Source organism: Peribacillus sp. TH16 (assembly GCF_016651095.1).
Classification (GTDB): domain Bacteria; phylum Bacillota; class Bacilli; order Bacillales; family DSM-1321; genus Peribacillus; species Peribacillus butanolivorans.
Genome location: NZ_JAEKEM010000002.1, coordinates 2341149 through 2358609, shown reverse-complemented (window position 1 = coordinate 2358609; position 17461 = coordinate 2341149). Strand labels below are relative to the sequence as shown.

10 protein-coding genes, 3 rRNA genes and 1 riboswitch are annotated in these 17461 nt (G+C 40.5%); of the genes, 12 read left to right on the top strand and 1 reads right to left on the bottom strand.

What is annotated here, in order from left to right; all coding sequences use genetic code 11:
* Positions 1-928: 928 nt before the first annotated feature.
* From JFV29_RS11295 to JFV29_RS11275, 5 genes are all read left to right on the top strand, one after another.
* Positions 929-2134: an MFS transporter gene (locus tag JFV29_RS11295; protein ID WP_201183256.1), complete on the top strand. Its 1206-nt coding sequence runs from the start codon at positions 929-931 to the stop codon at positions 2132-2134.
* 97 nt (positions 2135-2231) lie between these two features.
* The gene (gene aroD, locus JFV29_RS11290; protein WP_201183253.1) at positions 2232-2993 is read left to right on the top strand and encodes a type I 3-dehydroquinate dehydratase; all 762 of its coding nucleotides are present in this window, start codon (positions 2232-2234) and stop codon (positions 2991-2993) included.
* 69 nt (positions 2994-3062) lie between these two features.
* Positions 3063-3947, top strand: a complete 885-nt coding sequence (locus tag JFV29_RS11285) for a quinate/shikimate dehydrogenase (protein ID WP_098178045.1) — start codon at positions 3063-3065, stop codon at positions 3945-3947.
* A 357-nt stretch (positions 3948-4304) separates the two neighbouring features.
* Positions 4305-5507 carry an MFS transporter gene (locus tag JFV29_RS11280; protein WP_201183251.1) on the top strand — a complete coding sequence of 401 codons (1203 nt, stop codon included), beginning with the start codon at positions 4305-4307 and terminating at the stop codon, positions 5505-5507.
* 250 nt (positions 5508-5757) lie between these two features.
* Positions 5758-6771 carry a LacI family DNA-binding transcriptional regulator gene (locus tag JFV29_RS11275; protein WP_201183249.1) on the top strand — a complete coding sequence of 338 codons (1014 nt, stop codon included), beginning with the start codon at positions 5758-5760 and terminating at the stop codon, positions 6769-6771.
* A 122-nt stretch (positions 6772-6893) separates the two neighbouring features.
* Here JFV29_RS11275 and JFV29_RS11270 read toward each other — a convergent pair whose 3' ends face one another.
* Positions 6894-7451: a shikimate kinase gene (locus tag JFV29_RS11270; RefSeq protein ID WP_201183247.1), complete on the bottom strand. Its 558-nt coding sequence runs from the start codon at positions 7449-7451 to the stop codon at positions 6894-6896.
* Positions 7452-8764: 1313 nt separating this feature from the next.
* On the opposite strand from JFV29_RS11270, the gene JFV29_RS11265 reads away from it, so the two are divergent.
* The 7 genes from JFV29_RS11265 (at position 8765) to purB (ending at position 17394) form a co-directional block, all read left to right on the top strand.
* Positions 8765-10316: ribosomal RNA gene (locus JFV29_RS11265) — 16S ribosomal RNA — on the top strand.
* Between the two features lie 175 nt (positions 10317-10491).
* Positions 10492-13423 (top strand): 23S ribosomal RNA (locus JFV29_RS11260).
* Positions 13424-13484: 61 nt separating this feature from the next.
* A 5S ribosomal RNA gene (rrf, locus tag JFV29_RS11255) occupies positions 13485-13600 on the top strand.
* Together the 16S, 23S and 5S rRNA genes form the textbook arrangement of a ribosomal RNA operon.
* Before the next feature lie 328 nt (positions 13601-13928).
* On the top strand, positions 13929-14129 hold the full coding sequence (locus JFV29_RS11250; RefSeq protein ID WP_056522824.1) for an NETI motif-containing protein: 201 nt from the start codon (positions 13929-13931) through the stop codon (positions 14127-14129).
* 74 nt (positions 14130-14203) lie between these two features.
* Positions 14204-14305: riboswitch (purine riboswitch) on the top strand.
* A 167-nt stretch (positions 14306-14472) separates the two neighbouring features.
* Positions 14473-14961 (top strand): 5-(carboxyamino)imidazole ribonucleotide mutase, encoded by a 489-nt coding sequence (gene purE / locus JFV29_RS11245; protein ID WP_053344200.1) that lies wholly within the window; start codon positions 14473-14475, stop codon positions 14959-14961.
* Positions 14945-16105, top strand: a complete 1161-nt coding sequence (purK, locus tag JFV29_RS11240; protein WP_201183245.1) for a 5-(carboxyamino)imidazole ribonucleotide synthase — start codon at positions 14945-14947, stop codon at positions 16103-16105. The genes purE and purK overlap by 17 nt, the downstream gene beginning before the upstream one ends.
* Positions 16102-17394 carry an adenylosuccinate lyase gene (gene purB / locus JFV29_RS11235; RefSeq protein WP_056522797.1) on the top strand — a complete coding sequence of 431 codons (1293 nt, stop codon included), beginning with the start codon at positions 16102-16104 and terminating at the stop codon, positions 17392-17394. The genes purK and purB overlap by 4 nt, the downstream gene beginning before the upstream one ends.
* Positions 17395-17461 lie beyond the last annotated feature (67 nt).

Below are 17461 nucleotides of genomic sequence, written 5' to 3'. Positions count from 1 at the left end.
AATTTGAAAAGATCAGCCATTCTGGCTGGTCTTTTTTTGTGTTTATAAAATGGGAAAGAGTATCGAATAAAAAATCTTTAAGAAATTTAATGGGTTAAGTAATCGATGGTTGGTAATAGTCCCGATTTTTTCATGGATTACATATATGCTGGGGTTCAGGGTAAATTCTGATTTTATTACAATAAAAAATTTGTGAATTCAATATTAGACCTTAAAGCCAGTAGAGCCTAAAATAGCAGGTGCCAAAAATTCAAAGGGTAAATGTAACTGAGATATTGATAAAAGAAAATATATGAGAAAAACATATTTAGAGTTAAAATTAGTCACAATGCACACTTAATTATACATACGGAGTCCTGAGCCCATAGAAGACAAACCATCCTTACGTGGGGCTCACTCGGTTAAGAATGTGTTGAGGAATAATCGTCAACTCTAAAGAATGGAGTTTTAGAGAGTTTAAAGAAGCATTCTTTAAAGAAACAGAATTTCCTTGAAATAGGCAAAGAGATTAAATGCCTAGCCTATGCAAATTTATGAATAGAGGGGACTGTTTCATAAGTTTGACACAATTTAATTAGCGCAGTATAATAACTTCAGTAGAACGATATACTAAATGTAGTTAAGTAAGTAACTCCAGTAAAGGGCATGGATTACAGCTGTGTTTTTACGTATTTAATTTGGACATACTGATTTCATTTTGAACAACATTAGACCCAATTAATTCTGCGGGGGAGTTCAATTATTTAGTAGAACGATATACTAACTTTGGTTTGAATTTTAGTAGAACGATATACTAAAAATGTTTAAGCTTATATTTATCGTTCGTTTTCTTAAATATACTGGCGCAAGGGGGAAGCTTTAAGAAAGAGCTTAATAACTAAGTTGCATTTCTGACAACTTTTGAATAACTAACATAGGGGTGTGTTTTATGAAAAATCCATATATAAAAATGGCAATAGGTTTATATATTAGTTACTTTATTTTAGGTATGATCAACATCATCATTGGGTCAAATATGGAGAATTTGTCCAACCAGTTAAATACGAGTACATCAGGAATTAGCTACCTGGTTTCAGCAATAGGTATTGGTAAGTTAGTTTCTCTGTTTTTTGCTGGAAGACTGTCGGATAAATTAGGAAGGAAGCCTTTTGTTGTATCGGCGTCTTTCATCTACCTGATTTTTTTAGTGGGAATACCATTGGCTCCTAGCTATACATTAGCATTTATTTTTGCAATATGTGCTGGTATCGCTAACTCATTTTTAGACGCAGGGACGTATCCTGCACTTATTGAAGCTTTCCAAAAGAAAGCAGGCTCTGCAACTGTATTAATTAAAGCTTTTGTTTCAATTGGTGCAACAATTCTTCCATTTATTATGGCGTTTTTTATTGCTAGAGATCTATTTTACGGATATACATTCTTCTTGATGGCAGCTGTTTACCTTGTTAATGGATTTTTCTTACTTAGGGTATCATTCCCGAATCATAAAACTCCAAGTGATATCCAAAGTGAGGATAAAGTTGAAACAGCTGAACCACAATTTTTATCAAAACCAAAGTTTGGCCAAGAAGGATTGGCCGTTATTCTTCTAGGTTTTACATCAACTGCTCTATTCATGCTTGTTCAAGTTTGGCTCCCTAAATTTGGACAAGAAGTATTAGGTCTAACACAGGCTAAATCTGTTCAATTGCTTAGTTACTATAGCATTGGGTCCCTTGTTTCAGTCATTTTACTAGCAGTTTTATTAAATAAAGTAATAAAACCTATAACAGTTATGATTATTTATCCGGTAATTGCCGCAATATCTTTATTGTCTCTTATTTATATTCAGCAACCATTCATGACTGTTTTGAGTGCTTTCTTTATTGGGTTATCAACTGCAGGTGTGTTCCAATTGGCCATGACAATTATTACCGAATTCTTCCCAGCTAATAAAGGAACCATTACATCTTATGTAAACATTGCAGCTAGTTCAGCTTTTATTATCATACCATTCATTACAGGTATGATTTCTAAGAGTGCAGGTCTAACTGCTGTATTCTTGTTTGATGTTGGAATTGCAATCGTTAGTATTTTATTGGCTGTTTTTGTTGCCTATCGTTATAAAAAGGTGATTAAAGTTCCATCTGTTTAAAAAAGTCATAAGTCAGGTCATAATCTTTTACAGGTTTTACTAACAAACATCAGTGAGGTTCGAAAGCCCTCACTGATGATAAAAAGGGGAAAAATCCATGCAAACGATTACCATCAAAAACGTTAAAATCGGAGAAGGCGTTCCAAAGATCATTGTTCCATTAATGGGGACAACTCAAGAAGAGCTACTTCAAGAAGTTGAAACGGTAAAATCTTTGGAGCCAGATATCATTGAGTGGCGAGTAGATGTGTATGAACATGTTGAAAGCTTAAACTCCGTTTCGAAAATGATTTCAAAACTAAGAAAAGCCTTACCGAGTACTCTTCTTCTTTTCACTTTTAGAAGTCATAAAGAAGGTGGCAACAAAGAAATTACGGATCAATATTATTTTGAATTACTTCATACAGCGATTCGAACAAAGAATATTGATCTTGTGGATGTAGAATTATTTTATGAAGAGTCAGATGTCAAGGCAACTGTAAAGGTTGCTGAGGAAAATGGTGTATACGTAATTATGTGTAACCACGATTTCCATAAGACACCAGCAAAAGAAGAAATCATTTACCGCCTGCGTAAAATGCAGGAGTATGGAGCTCATATTCCAAAAATTGCTGTCATGCCTCAAAGTGTAGACGATCTACTTGTTTTATTAGATGCAACTCACACGATGAAAACTAAATATGCGGATCGTCCGTTTATTACCATGTCTATGTCAGGGACAGGCCTGGTTAGCCGGTTAACCGGTGCGGTATTTGGTTCAGCTTGTACATTTGGTGCTGGAAAAGAAGCATCGGCACCTGGGCAAATTCCTGTATCTCAATTAAGAAGTGTTTTAGAAACTATTGATCAAAATATTTAATTCATTGGATTTCTTCCTAGAAGGAATTTAAATAAAATTTTATGAATCATACATCAGGGGGATTGAATCATGGAAAGTTTAGCACGTATTAATGGAAAAACAGAATTAGTAGGACTTTTAGCAACACCTATCGGACACTCTTTATCACCAGCTATGCACAATTTAGCATTTGATAAATTAGGATTAAACTGTGCTTATTTAGCATTTGAAGTTGGAAATGAATCATTGGAGGATGCTGTAAAAGGAATGCGAGCATTAAATGTAAAAGGTTTTAATGTATCAATGCCAAATAAAATGAAAATCCTTCCACACTTAGATGAATTGGCAGACAGTGCTAAATTTTCAGGAGCAGTTAATACAGTTGTCAATGTTGATGGGAAATTCGTCGGTCACAGTACGGATGGAATGGGATATACTCGCAACCTTAAAGAACATGGTATAGATATCAAAGGCAAAAAAATGACTCTTATCGGTTCTGGTGGTGCTGCTACACCTATTGCTATTCAATCTGCACTAGAAGGACTTGCTGAAATTAGCATTTTTGCGCGTGATGATGCTTTCTTCCCACAAGCAGAAGAAAACGTACGAATCATTAATGAAGATATGAAGCACTTAAATGTGAAAGCAAATGTGTATCCACTTGAGAACCTTGAACAATTAAGAGCTGAAATCGAAACTAGTGATATTTTGGCAAATGGAACAGGCGTTGGTATGAAACCACTTGAAGGCTTAAGTGTCATTCAAGACGAATCAATGCTACGCTCTGATTTAATTGTTACAGACGTTGTGTACATTCCACGTAAATCAAAACTTATGGAACAAGCTGAAGCTGCCGGGGCTACAGCGATTAATGGTCTTGGAATGATGCTTTGGCAAGGTGCTTTAGCATTTGAATTGTGGACAGGTCAACAAATGCCTGTTGATTATATTAAAGAGCAAATTTTTGCAGATTAATAAGCTTCCACTGTGGAGGTTGCTCTCCAGCTTATAGTAATAGAGGTTTTTTGCGACCCCTGCTGAACTCAATTGTTTTTTAGTGTTTGGTGTTAAGGAACTTACAGCATATGAATGCAATAGACCTCGGAGCTAAGAAAAACAGGGAGTGTACTTCCTGTTTTTCTTAGCTCTTTTTTTGAAAAATTGTTTTTAATTTTATGGGATATCATAATGGGGATTGAAAACTGTATTTTTATAAAAAAATACAGTAATTAAAAGATCAGATTAAGTTTTTTTAGAGATTTCATTTTTTCAAACTTTCGTTTTCTTTAATGGGAGAAAAATTACATCGTGATTTACTATGGGGGGTAATTAATGAAATATCAGTATTTTAAAGCGGCATCAGGGATGTATATTAACTATTTTCTATTAGGGATGGTCAATATAATTCTCGCTTCGAACATGGTCGCTTTAACAGAACAGTGGGATACAGATTCAACTGGCATCAGTTATCTTATTGCTGCAATAGGTATTGGAAGATTGCTTACGTATGGTATAACAGGAATATTGTCAGATAGATTTGGAAGGAAACCGTTAATCATTGTCTCAACTATTGTCATGTTATTCTTTTTAGTGGGGATTCCATTTTCTCCAACTTATGAGATAGCCTTTGTGTTTGCGTTACTTGCGGGTGTTTCTAACTCTGCCATGGATGCGGGGACATATCCAGCGCTTACAGAAATGTTTCCGAAATCTGCTAGTTCTGCAAGCGTAATGGTTAAGGCTTTTGTTTCACTTGGCGCAACGGTTTTACCATTTATCATCTTGTTTCTTTCTGAAAACAATTTGTTTTATGGGTATGCTTTTTTATTACCGGCGGTTATCTATTTTTTAAACATGATATTTTTGTTTTTTACTTCATTTCAAAAAGTCCAAGACGGTCATAATAGTAAAGAAGACGAATTGCAATTGAGTAAGTTTATTAGTGAACCTGAATTCTGGAAAGAGGGGCTAGCGCTTATTATTATTGGTTTTACATCTACTGCCTTGTTTACAGTCTCGCAAATCTGGTTACCGAGTTTTGGGCAAGAAGTCGCTGGGATGTCTGCTTCCAATTCGATTAAATTGTTAAGCTATTATAGCGTTGGATCCCTTATTTCTGTTCTGCTTTTATCCGTCTTGTTGAAAAAATGGCTGAAACCTGTGACGGTCATTTTACTTTATCCAATGATTACTTTAATAGCTGTCATTGTTATTCTTACCGTTCATACACCACTTGTATTAAGTGTAACCTCTTTTTTCCTTGGAGCTTCTACAGCTGGAATTTTTCAATTGACCATTGCAATAATGGCTGAGCTTTTCTGGAAGAAAAAAGGAACAGTAACGGGAATCGTTTCAACTGCCTCTAGTTTAGCGAGTGTTGTCTTACCCATCGCAACAGGGTTAATCGCTAAAAGTGGAGATATATCGCATATATTCCTATTTGATTGTTTCATCGCAACTTTAGGGATTCTAGCTGCAGTTTTTGTGAATTATCGGTATAAAAAATTAACTAAACATCCGATAATACTTAAATAAGGATAAGAGACTGATTACTCAAAACTCCATCTTCAAGAATTAGGATGGTGTTTTTTTTTGCAATAGTAATGAATAGGGGAAACTTCTGTGTATATAGCATTAAAATTACTAATAAGCGGTGACTGAACTATGTACAATAAAGCAATTTATATAATGGGTATAATAATAACTACAACTATATTATTATTATAGTAAGAATTGATGATTATTATCAATACATCAAAAATACACTCAAGATGGTGATTGAACGATGAAACAACCCAAAAAAGGTCGAGTCACATTGCAACAGGTAGCGAAGCATGCTGGCGTATCTACGTCCACTGCTTCCCTTATCGTTCGTAATAACCCTCGAATTTCGGAAGCAACACGAAAAAAGGTTTTAAAGTCCATGCGTGAATTGGGTTACGTTTACGATAGAATTGCAGCAAATCTAAGGTCGCAGAGTTCCGATACTGTAGGAATAATTATTACTGATATTTCAAACACTTTTTTTTCTGAATTCCTGATAGGTGTACACGATGCATTAGAAGAGGTCGGATATACGGTCTTGTTGGGAACTACATTTGATTCAGTTACGAAGCAAGACCAACTCCTTTCAACTATGTTGGAACATAGAGTAGGCGGCTTAATTCTTTGTCCCGTCTCTGAAAGTACACAAGAAACGATTAATCGATTAAATGAGATTGACACACCATTTGTTCTTGCTGTTAGAGAATTACCTGAAGTAAATAGCGATTATGTAGGTATTAACTATCCAGAAGGAGCCCGAATAGCTGTTAATCATTTGATTGAAAAGGGACATAAAAGGATTGCATTCCTTGGAGGGATTAGGGAATCTTCTACTTGGATTGAGAGAATGGAGGGGTATCGCGAAGCCCTTACCAAAGCGGGCTTGGAAGTTGACGAATCGTTAATGATAGATAGTGCTCCGACACGAGAGGGAGGGTTAGAGGCTGTATTTAAAGTCCTTAATAATCCTGACCCCCCTACAGCAATTTTTTGCTTTAGCGACCTAATTGCTTTCGGCGTTATGCAAGGGTTAAGGATGAAAGGATTGATTCCTGGTAAAGATATAGACATCGTAGGATTCGATAATGTTCCAGTTGCAGAAATCTATCATCCGCCGTTAACGACTGTTTCTTCATTTCCTCAACGTATGGGAAAAGAAGCTGCAAATCTTTTGCACCAAAAAATGGTGAATATTGATCATGAACAACAGCGTATTATATTAAACCCCGAACTGATTATTAGAGAATCCTCCTAAAAAGAAAAAAAGGTGATTAGTTTACAGGAAGAGGGGGGGTATCCCTTATCGCTGTATTCTTTTCATCTTTTCTATTATTCTTTTCTTAGGTTTTATAGGGCTTGGGCAATCAACTCGTGGAATTACTTAAGTGGTTCGTAAATATCCCAAGCCACTTTCAATGATTCAACAATATAATCTGCTACTTCCTCAACATCAAGATCATTCGTATTCACTTTTGAGTGGTGATAGGAGTAAATTTCCTGTCTAGTATTAAAAAGTTCTTCTATTTCTTCAAGGCTTCGACTTTGTAACACTGGTCTACTATCAATAAGCAAGCCTATTCTCTCTTTCCAATATTCCCAAGATAAGTCAAGGTAGAACACAATACAATTAGAAAGACAAATTTTCCGTATATCCTCTTGTAAAAAAGCCCCTCCACCAACGGAAATAATTTTCAATTGCTGTTGGCTAAAGTAATCAATCATACTTTTTTCTTTTTCGCGGAAAGTCTTTTCCCCAAACTTCTTGAATATTTCTGTGGTGGGCATGTTAAATTCTCTTTCAATTTCTTGATCTATATCAATAAAATCCCTATATAATTTCCTGGCTACTTTTTGTCCGATTGTGGTTTTACCTACCCCCATAAAACCTATAAAAACGATACTTTGCATCCTCAAAGATGTGTTTTTATTAATCATTTATAAATCCCTCTCCCAACTATTTTTATAATGATTAAAAGTCTGTCCTCAATCTTTTAAAATAAATTTATTATAGTACATGACAGTAAATTTGTAAAAAAATATTTTTCTAATATTTAGATAATAGGTATGTAGGATATCAGCTAATATTTCTTTAATATTTACTCATTTTTCAAGATTCGTTCAATGAGTGGTTGAATATGCATCACTCTGCTTTTTTACTAGAACTGAATCTAACACAGTAATGCTTCTTCAGACATGGATAAATGTGTTTTTTTGCTTCATAAAACTTGGTTTCAGACTTTTATCCAGTACGAGCATCAGTATCGATGGTAGATTGGAGCCTATTAATAGACAAAAGCTTTACATTTTCCACATTCTCTAAGAAAGAGTAGGTAAAGAGGGGAATTTACTATTTTAATAAAAATAATTGTTAACATTCGTATATAAAGGATAAAGCTACTTTCTTTGGTTTCATTGTCTATCTGTAGATATCTGTTGATAAAAATGTTTTGACTCTTTCACCTCTTTAGGTGAATCCTTTAATATGTCCAATGCGTCTGTATTAACCTTAACAGGTTTGCTAGGTTCTTACGTGTGCTTGAACATTGAGGTATTGTAATAGAAGCTATTCAATAACTATTTGTGAGTTAATTATGGATTTTGATTGAATATAGATGACCACGACTTTATCTTTCTTCCAAGTGCATCTTTCATGTATCATTCCCTGATAATTAGATTAGTCATTGCCCTCCGGAAGGATTTCTTTTTAGAAATTCACTTTACTGACTAATAGTTAGAGAGAGGACATTTAGATTTTTTAAGAATAGAATCATGAAAGGTTTAAATGTCTTTAGAGGAAAAGCCATAGTTTGAATTATTACTAGAATAAGCATTTATACTAAGTTAACACCTTTATATAATCTAATAAATGAATTAAAAAAGAAAAAAAGATTCATAGCTAAAAATCAGTTGACTTTAAGGTAGGAAAGGATTAATATAAATAAGCACCAAGTACGACAAACAAAAAACTTCATCCACTTTTGGTAGATTACTAAAAGAAATAATAACTATTGACTTCTTATTATAAAAATGTTAAGATGAAATGGTCGCTGAAAAACACAGCGATTTAAAATAAGTTAAAAACTTCGCAGAAGTTGACAACTAATCAATAGCGTGTTATGATGAATAAACAAGTTGTTCGAAAGAACGACGACAAAATTGCTCTTTGAAAACTGAACAAAACAAAGCGCCAACGTTAATTTTTAAGTGAGCACACACTATCAAAAAGCAAAATGAGCAAGTCAAACATTTCTTCGGAGAGTTTGATCCTGGCTCAGGACGAACGCTGGCGGCGTGCCTAATACATGCAAGTCGAGCGAATCGATGGGAGCTTGCTCCCTGAGATTAGCGGCGGACGGGTGAGTAACACGTGGGCAACCTGCCTATAAGACTGGGATAACTTCGGGAAACCGGAGCTAATACCGGATACGTTCTTTTCTCGCATGAGAGAAGATGGAAAGACGGTTTTGCTGTCACTTATAGATGGGCCCGCGGCGCATTAGCTAGTTGGTGAGGTAATGGCTCACCAAGGCGACGATGCGTAGCCGACCTGAGAGGGTGATCGGCCACACTGGGACTGAGACACGGCCCAGACTCCTACGGGAGGCAGCAGTAGGGAATCTTCCGCAATGGACGAAAGTCTGACGGAGCAACGCCGCGTGAACGAAGAAGGCCTTCGGGTCGTAAAGTTCTGTTGTTAGGGAAGAACAAGTACCAGAGTAACTGCTGGTACCTTGACGGTACCTAACCAGAAAGCCACGGCTAACTACGTGCCAGCAGCCGCGGTAATACGTAGGTGGCAAGCGTTGTCCGGAATTATTGGGCGTAAAGCGCGCGCATAGTGGTTCCTTAAGTCTGATGTGAAAGCCCACGGCTCAACCGTGGAGGGTCATTGGAAACTGGGGAACTTGAGTGCAGAAGAGGAAAGTGGAATTCCAAGTGTAGCGGTGAAATGCGTAGAGATTTGGAGGAACACCAGTGGCGAAGGCGACTTTCTGGTCTGTAACTGACACTGAGGCGCGAAAGCGTGGGGAGCAAACAGGATTAGATACCCTGGTAGTCCACGCCGTAAACGATGAGTGCTAAGTGTTAGAGGGTTTCCGCCCTTTAGTGCTGCAGCTAACGCATTAAGCACTCCGCCTGGGGAGTACGGCCGCAAGGCTGAAACTCAAAGGAATTGACGGGGGCCCGCACAAGCGGTGGAGCATGTGGTTTAATTCGAAGCAACGCGAAGAACCTTACCAGGTCTTGACATCCTCTGACAACCCTAGAGATAGGGCGTTCCCCTTCGGGGGACAGAGTGACAGGTGGTGCATGGTTGTCGTCAGCTCGTGTCGTGAGATGTTGGGTTAAGTCCCGCAACGAGCGCAACCCTTGATCTTAGTTGCCAGCATTCAGTTGGGCACTCTAAGGTGACTGCCGGTGACAAACCGGAGGAAGGTGGGGATGACGTCAAATCATCATGCCCCTTATGACCTGGGCTACACACGTGCTACAATGGATGGTACAAAGGGCTGCAAACCTCGCGAAGGTAAGCGAATCCCATAAAGCCATTCTCAGTTCGGATTGTAGGCTGCAACTCGCCTACATGAAGCCGGAATCGCTAGTAATCGCGGATCAGCATGCCGCGGTGAATACGTTCCCGGGCCTTGTACACACCGCCCGTCACACCACGAGAGTTTGTAACACCCGAAGTCGGTGAGGTAACCTTTATGGAGCCAGCCGCCTAAGGTGGGACAGATGATTGGGGTGAAGTCGTAACAAGGTAGCCGTATCGGAAGGTGCGGCTGGATCACCTCCTTTCTAAGGATAAATACGAGAGCGCTTTTGTTTTGTTCAGTTTTGAATGAGTAATTCATTCAGATACGAAAGATCTCATCACGTTGTGATGAAGTTCTTTCTTCTTTGTTCCTTGAAAACTAGATAATAGATAGAAGGCAATTAATTTTTTCAAAGCATCAGTAAGATCTTTTTTAACGGTTAAGTTAGAAAGGGCGCACGGTGGATGCCTTGGCACTAGGAGCCGATGAAGGACGGGACTAACACCGATATGCTTCGGGGAGCTGTAAGTAAGCTTTGATCCGGAGATTTCCGAATGGGGAAACCCACTGTTCGTAATGGAACAGTATCTTTACCTGAATACATAGGGTACTGAAGGCAGACCCGGGGAACTGAAACATCTAAGTACCCGGAGGAAGAGAAAGCAAATGCGATTTCCTGAGTAGCGGCGAGCGAAACGGAATTAGCCCAAACCAAGAGGCTTGCCTCTTGGGGTTGTAGGACACTCAACATGGAGTTACAAAGGAACGGGGTAAATGAAGTGATCTGGAAAGGTCCGTCAAAGAAGGTAAAAACCCTGTAGTTGAAACTTCGTTCCCTCCTGAGTGGATCCTGAGTACGGCGGGACACGAGAAATCCCGTCGGAAGCAGGGAGGACCATCTCCCAAGGCTAAATACTACCTAGTGACCGATAGTGAACCAGTACCGTGAGGGAAAGGTGAAAAGCACCCCGGAAGGGGAGTGAAATAGATCCTGAAACCGTGTGCCTACAAGTAGTCAAAGCCCGTTAATGGGTAATGGCGTGCCTTTTGTAGAATGAACCGGCGAGTTACGATTTCATGCGAGGTTAAGTTGATAAGACGGAGCCGCAGCGAAAGCGAGTCTGAATAGGGCGAATGAGTATGAGGTCGTAGACCCGAAACCAGGTGATCTACCCATGTCCAGGGTGAAGTTCAGGTAACACTGAATGGAGGCCCGAACCCACGCACGTTGAAAAGTGCGGGGATGAGGTGTGGGTAGCGGAGAAATTCCAATCGAACCTGGAGATAGCTGGTTCTCTCCGAAATAGCTTTAGGGCTAGCCTCAAGATGAGAGTATTGGAGGTAGAGCACTGATTGGACTAGGGGCCCCCAACGGGTTACCGAATTCAGTCAAACTCCGAATGCCAAATACTTATTCTTGGGAGTCAGACTGCGAGTGATAAGATCCGTAGTCGAAAGGGAAACAGCCCAGACCACCAGCTAAGGTCCCAAAGTATACGTTAAGTGGAAAAGGATGTGGAGTTGCTTAGACAACCAGGATGTTGGCTCAGAAGCAGCCATCATTTAAAGAGTGCGTAATAGCTCACTGGTCGAGTGACTCCGCGCCGAAAATGTACCGGGGCTAAACGTATCACCGAAGCTGTGGATTGACACCGTATGGTGTCGATGGTAGGAGAGCGTTCTAAGGGCGTTGAAGTCAGACCGGAAGGACTGGTGGAGCGCTTAGAAGTGAGAATGCCGGTATGAGTAGCGAAAGAAGGGTGAGAATCCCTTCCACCGAATGCCTAAGGTTTCCTGAGGAAGGCTCGTCCGCTCAGGGTTAGTCGGGACCTAAGCCGAGGCCGAAAGGCGTAGGCGATGGACAACAGGTTGATATTCCTGTACCACCTATACATCGTTTGAACGATGGGGGGACGCAGAAGGATAGGGTAAGCGCGCTGTTGGATATGCGCGTCCAAGCAGTTAGGCCGGAAACGAGGCAAATCCCGTTTCCATTAAGGCGGAGCTGTGATGGCGAGGGAAATATAGTACCGAAGTTCCTGATTCCACGCTGCCAAGAAAAGCCTCTAGTGAGATGTAAGGTGCCCGTACCGCAAACCGACACAGGTAGGCGAGGAGAGAATCCTAAGGTGTGCGAGAGAACTCTCGTTAAGGAACTCGGCAAAATGACCCCGTAACTTCGGGAGAAGGGGTGCTTTTTAGGGTGAATAGCCCAGAAAAGCCGCAGTGAATAGGCCCAGGCGACTGTTTAGCAAAAACACAGGTCTCTGCGAAGCCGCAAGGCGAAGTATAGGGGCTGACACCGCCCGGTGCTGGAAGGTTAAGGGGAGAGGTTAGCGCAAGCGAAGCTTTGAACCGAAGCCCCAGTAAACGGCGGCCGTAACTATAACGGTCCTAAGGTAGCGAAATTCCTTGTCGGGTAAGTTCCGACCCGCACGAAAGGTGTAACGATCTGGGCACTGTCTCAACGAGAGACTCGGTGAAATTATAGTACCTGTGAAGATGCAGGTTACCCGCGACAGGACGGAAAGACCCCGTGGAGCTTTACTGCAGCCTGATATTGAATTTTGGTACAGCTTGTACAGGATAGGTAGGAGCCTGAGAAGCCGGAGCGCTAGCTTCGGTGGAGGCGTTGGTGGGATACTACCCTGGCTGTATTGAAATTCTAACCCGCGCCCCTTATCGGGGTGGGAGACAGTGTCAGGTGGGCAGTTTGACTGGGGCGGTCGCCTCCTAAAGAGTAACGGAGGCGCCCAAAGGTTCCCTCAGAATGGTTGGAAATCATTCGTAGAGTGTAAAGGCACAAGGGAGCTTGACTGCGAGACCTACAAGTCGAGCAGGGACGAAAGTCGGGCTTAGTGATCCGGTGGTTCCGCATGGAAGGGCCATCGCTCAACGGATAAAAGCTACCCCGGGGATAACAGGCTTATCTCCCCCAAGAGTCCACATCGACGGGGAGGTTTGGCACCTCGATGTCGGCTCATCGCATCCTGGGGCTGTAGTCGGTCCCAAGGGTTGGGCTGTTCGCCCATTAAAGCGGTACGCGAGCTGGGTTCAGAACGTCGTGAGACAGTTCGGTCCCTATCCGTCGCGGGCGCAGGAAATTTGAGAGGAGCTGTCCTTAGTACGAGAGGACCGGGATGGACGCACCGCTGGTGTACCAGTTGTCTTGCCAAAGGCATAGCTGGGTAGCTACGTGCGGACGGGATAAGTGCTGAAAGCATCTAAGCATGAAGCCCCCCTCGAGATGAGATTTCCCATAGCGCAAGCTAGTAAGATCCCTGAAAGATGATCAGGTTGATAGGTCAGAGGTGGAAGCGTGGCGACATGTGGAGCTGACTGATACTAATAGATCGAGGACTTAACCACGCTTTAAAAAATGAAATACCTTCTTATTATCTAGTTTTGAAGGAACAACGTTCCTTTATTGTTTGGTGGCGATAGCGAAGAGGTCACACCCGTTCCCATTCCGAACACGGCAGTTAAGCTCTTCAGCGCCGATGGTAGTTGGGGGTTTCCCCCTGTGAGAGTAGGACGCCGCCAAGCTATTCAAAAAGATCAGCCATTCTGGCTGGTCTTTTTTTGTGTTTATAAAATGGGAAAGAGTATCGAATAAAATAGGGTTGATAATCAGGGAGTCGACATGTGATTAACCAGGATGGCATATTTCCAGAAAAAATCTTTTTCTAGGTTGGAATTATTTTTGGAATTTTATAAGTATTCACTTATTAAAATGGCGATGGATTTCTTCGGGAATAAATCTTGCCTTTATCTGTTCTTTTCATTATACTAGGAAGAATTTATTAATGAATATAAGCGAAGTATTGATGCGAAGGAAGGTAAACAATATAGAATTCGGGAAAGGAACGGTTTTGTGAGTAAGAAGAGTAAGGAAAAGTTTGAAGTAATAGATGGAGAAACAATTGATGCATGTCTAGATCGAATTAAAGCAGCAGGTTACTTTCCTGTAAGACGAACAGAAGAACCTATTTTTGCCGAAAGAATCGAGAATGGAAAGGTTCATTATGAGCCAGTTAATAGAAAAATCGTATTCGAAGCGAAATTAATCGAGTAAAACACGAACGATTTTTTGATATCCTGTAAAAATATTCGATTTTATCTTGACATTAAAATGGCGTGAAGGTAAGATGAAGTTAGATTAATACATCTCATATAATCCTGGGGATATGGCCCAAAAGTATCTACCTAATGACCGTAAATCATTGGACTATGAGAAAAGCATCTGACTAATTCGGAAACTAGCCAAGTCTTTTTGTGTTTTTTTAAAGGCTTTCTTCCGGGCAGATTGCTTTCTCTATGAGGAAGCAGTCTGCCCGGTTTTTTAATTTGATATAGATAATTATAAGCGTCCATCTGCATACTCAGGACGTTTTAATATGAGTGTTGGAGGGAAAGATATGAAGCCGCAAGTTGGGGTTATTATGGGAAGTGTCTCAGATTGGGAAACGATGAAATATGCATGTGAATCATTGGAACAGCTCGAGATTCCCTATGAAAAAAGAGTCGTTTCCGCCCACCGTACGCCGGATTTGTTATTTGAATATGCAGAGAGTGCAAAAGAGCGAGACCTTAAAGTGATTATTGCTGGTGCAGGTGGGGCAGCTCATCTTCCAGGTATGACGGCAGCGAAAACGATTGTCCCTGTGATTGGCGTGCCTATTCAATCGAAGGCGTTAAATGGTATGGATTCGTTATTATCGATTGTTCAGATGCCTGGTGGCGTACCGGTTGCGACGGTGGCAATTGGGAAAGCTGGAGCAGTCAATGCTGGTTTGTTTGCAGCTCAGATATTAGCTGCTTTCGATTCTAAAATTGCTGATAGATTAGAGGCTTTACGAGACGAAACCAGAGAAAAGGTGTTACAGAGCAGTGAACAACTTAAATAATACAATCATTTTACCGGGACAGACCATTGGAATTATTGGCGGTGGGCAATTAGGCAGAATGATGGCCTTGTCGGCTAAGGCATCGGGCTTTAGAATAGCAGTTCTTGAACCAACTACAGATGGCCCATGTGCGCAAGTGGCAGATATTGAAATCACTGGTGCTTATGATGATATCGATGCATTGAAAAGATTAGCGGATGTCAGTGACGTCATAACCTATGAATTTGAAAATATCAGTTCAGACGCTCTAGATTGGTTAAAGCAACATGCGTATCTTCCACAAGGGTCAGAATTATTAAAGCTTACACAGGATCGCTTGACTGAAAAAAAAGCCATATCGAATGCAGGAGCATCTGTTGCTCCATATGTAGAAATACAGGATATTTCAGAAATTTATCTTCATATAGAAAAAATAGGGTACCCTAGTGTGTTAAAAACGACGCGCGGCGGTTATGATGGAAAAGGGCAGTTGGTCATTAAGGAAGAAGCCGATATTAGAAAGGCAGAAACCCTGCTCCAAACAGGTGTATGTGTGCTAGAAGCCTGGATCCCTTTCGTAAAAGAAATCTCAATTATCGTGACGCGTAAAACAAATGGCGAGGTAAGTCATTTTCCGATTGCGGAAAATATTCATGTTGAAAATATTCTTCATAAAAGTATTGTACCTGCTCGTATCAGTAAGCAGGCTGAGAAGAAGGCGATTCAAGAGGCCTTACAGCTTGCTGAGAAACTTGGTTTGATAGGGACATTGGCTGTCGAGATGTTTTTAACCGATCAGGATGAGATCATCATTAATGAGCTTGCACCAAGGCCTCATAACTCTGGTCACTACACAATGGAAGCGTGTGAGACGTCTCAGTTCGAGCAGCATATACGTGCTGTATGCAATTGGCCGCTCGGAAATACGGCATTATTGAAACCAGTTTTAATGGTAAATATTCTAGGTGAACATATGGAACCTTTACTGGTTGAAATTCCAAAGCTTTCAGATTGGAAGGTTCATCTTTATGGAAAGAAAGAAGCCAAGCTGAAACGAAAAATGGGGCATGTGAATATTTTACGTCCAACAATTGAGGAAGCTCTTTTAGAAAGTAATCGAAGTAAAATATGGAATCAACAGGTTGAAACGGAGGAAGTAAAATGATTGAACGTTATACCCGCCCTGAGATGGGAAATATTTGGACAGAAACTAACCGCTTTAACGCGTGGTTGGAAGTAGAAATCTTAGCTTGTGAAGCATGGTCTGAACTTGGTGTAATTCCAAAAGAAGATGTACAACTTCTTCGTGAAAATGCAACGTTTAATGTGGATCGGATCAATGAAATTGAAAAAGATACACGTCATGATGTGGTTGCCTTTACGCGTGCCGTATCTGAAACATTAGGTGAAGAACGGAAATGGGTGCATTACGGATTAACTTCTACGGATGTAGTTGATACAGCCCTTTCATATGTGATTAAACAAGCGAATGATATCCTTTCGAAGGATTTAAATAACTTTGTTGAGATTCTGAAAAACAAAGCGAAAGAACATAAATATACGGTCCAAATGGGACGTACACATGGAGTTCATGCAGAACCGACTACTTTTGGTTTGAAACTTGCTCTTTGGTATCAAGAAATGAAACGCAATGTCGAACGTTTCGACGAAGCCAGAAAAAACATAGAGGTTGGAAAAATTTCTGGGGCTGTCGGAACATATGCAAACATCGACCCGTTCGTTGAAAAATTCGTTTGTGAAAAACTGGGCCTTGAAGCAGCGCCTATTTCAACACAGACATTGCAGCGTGATCGCCATGCTCACTATATGAGCACGTTGGCTCTAATTGCGACATCCATTGAAAAATTCGCAGTGGAAATTCGTGGCTTACAAAAAAGTGAAACACGTGAAGTCGAAGAGTTCTTTGCTAAAGGACAAAAAGGATCTTCGGCGATGCCTCATAAACGGAATCCAATCGGTTCTGAAAATATGACAGGAATGGCACGCGTAATCCGTGGTTACATGATGACAGCATATGAGAATGTAGCATTATGGCACGAACGTGACATTTCGCATTCTTCTGCTGAGCGTATCATCTTACCGGATGCAACAATTGCTTTAAACTATATGCTAAATCGCTTTAGCAACATCGTGAAAAACTTAACTGTTTATCCAGAAAATATGAAACGTAATATGGACCGTACACTTGGATTGATTTTCTCACAACGTGTGCTGCTATCCCTTATCGATAAAGGTCTTGTCCGTGAAGAAGCATATGACACGGTTCAACCGAAAGCGATGGAAGCATGGGAGCTTCAGGTGCCATTCAGAAGCCTGATTGAAAAGGATGATAAGATCACAAGCTTGCTTACAAAAGAAGAACTTGATGATTGTTTCGATGCTACACATCATCTGAAAAATGTTGATGTAATCTTTGATCGTTTAGGTTTATAAAAATAAAGGCGGCAAACATACCATCCCAAGCGGTTGATATGTTTGCCAAGCCTAACTAATAGCAAGA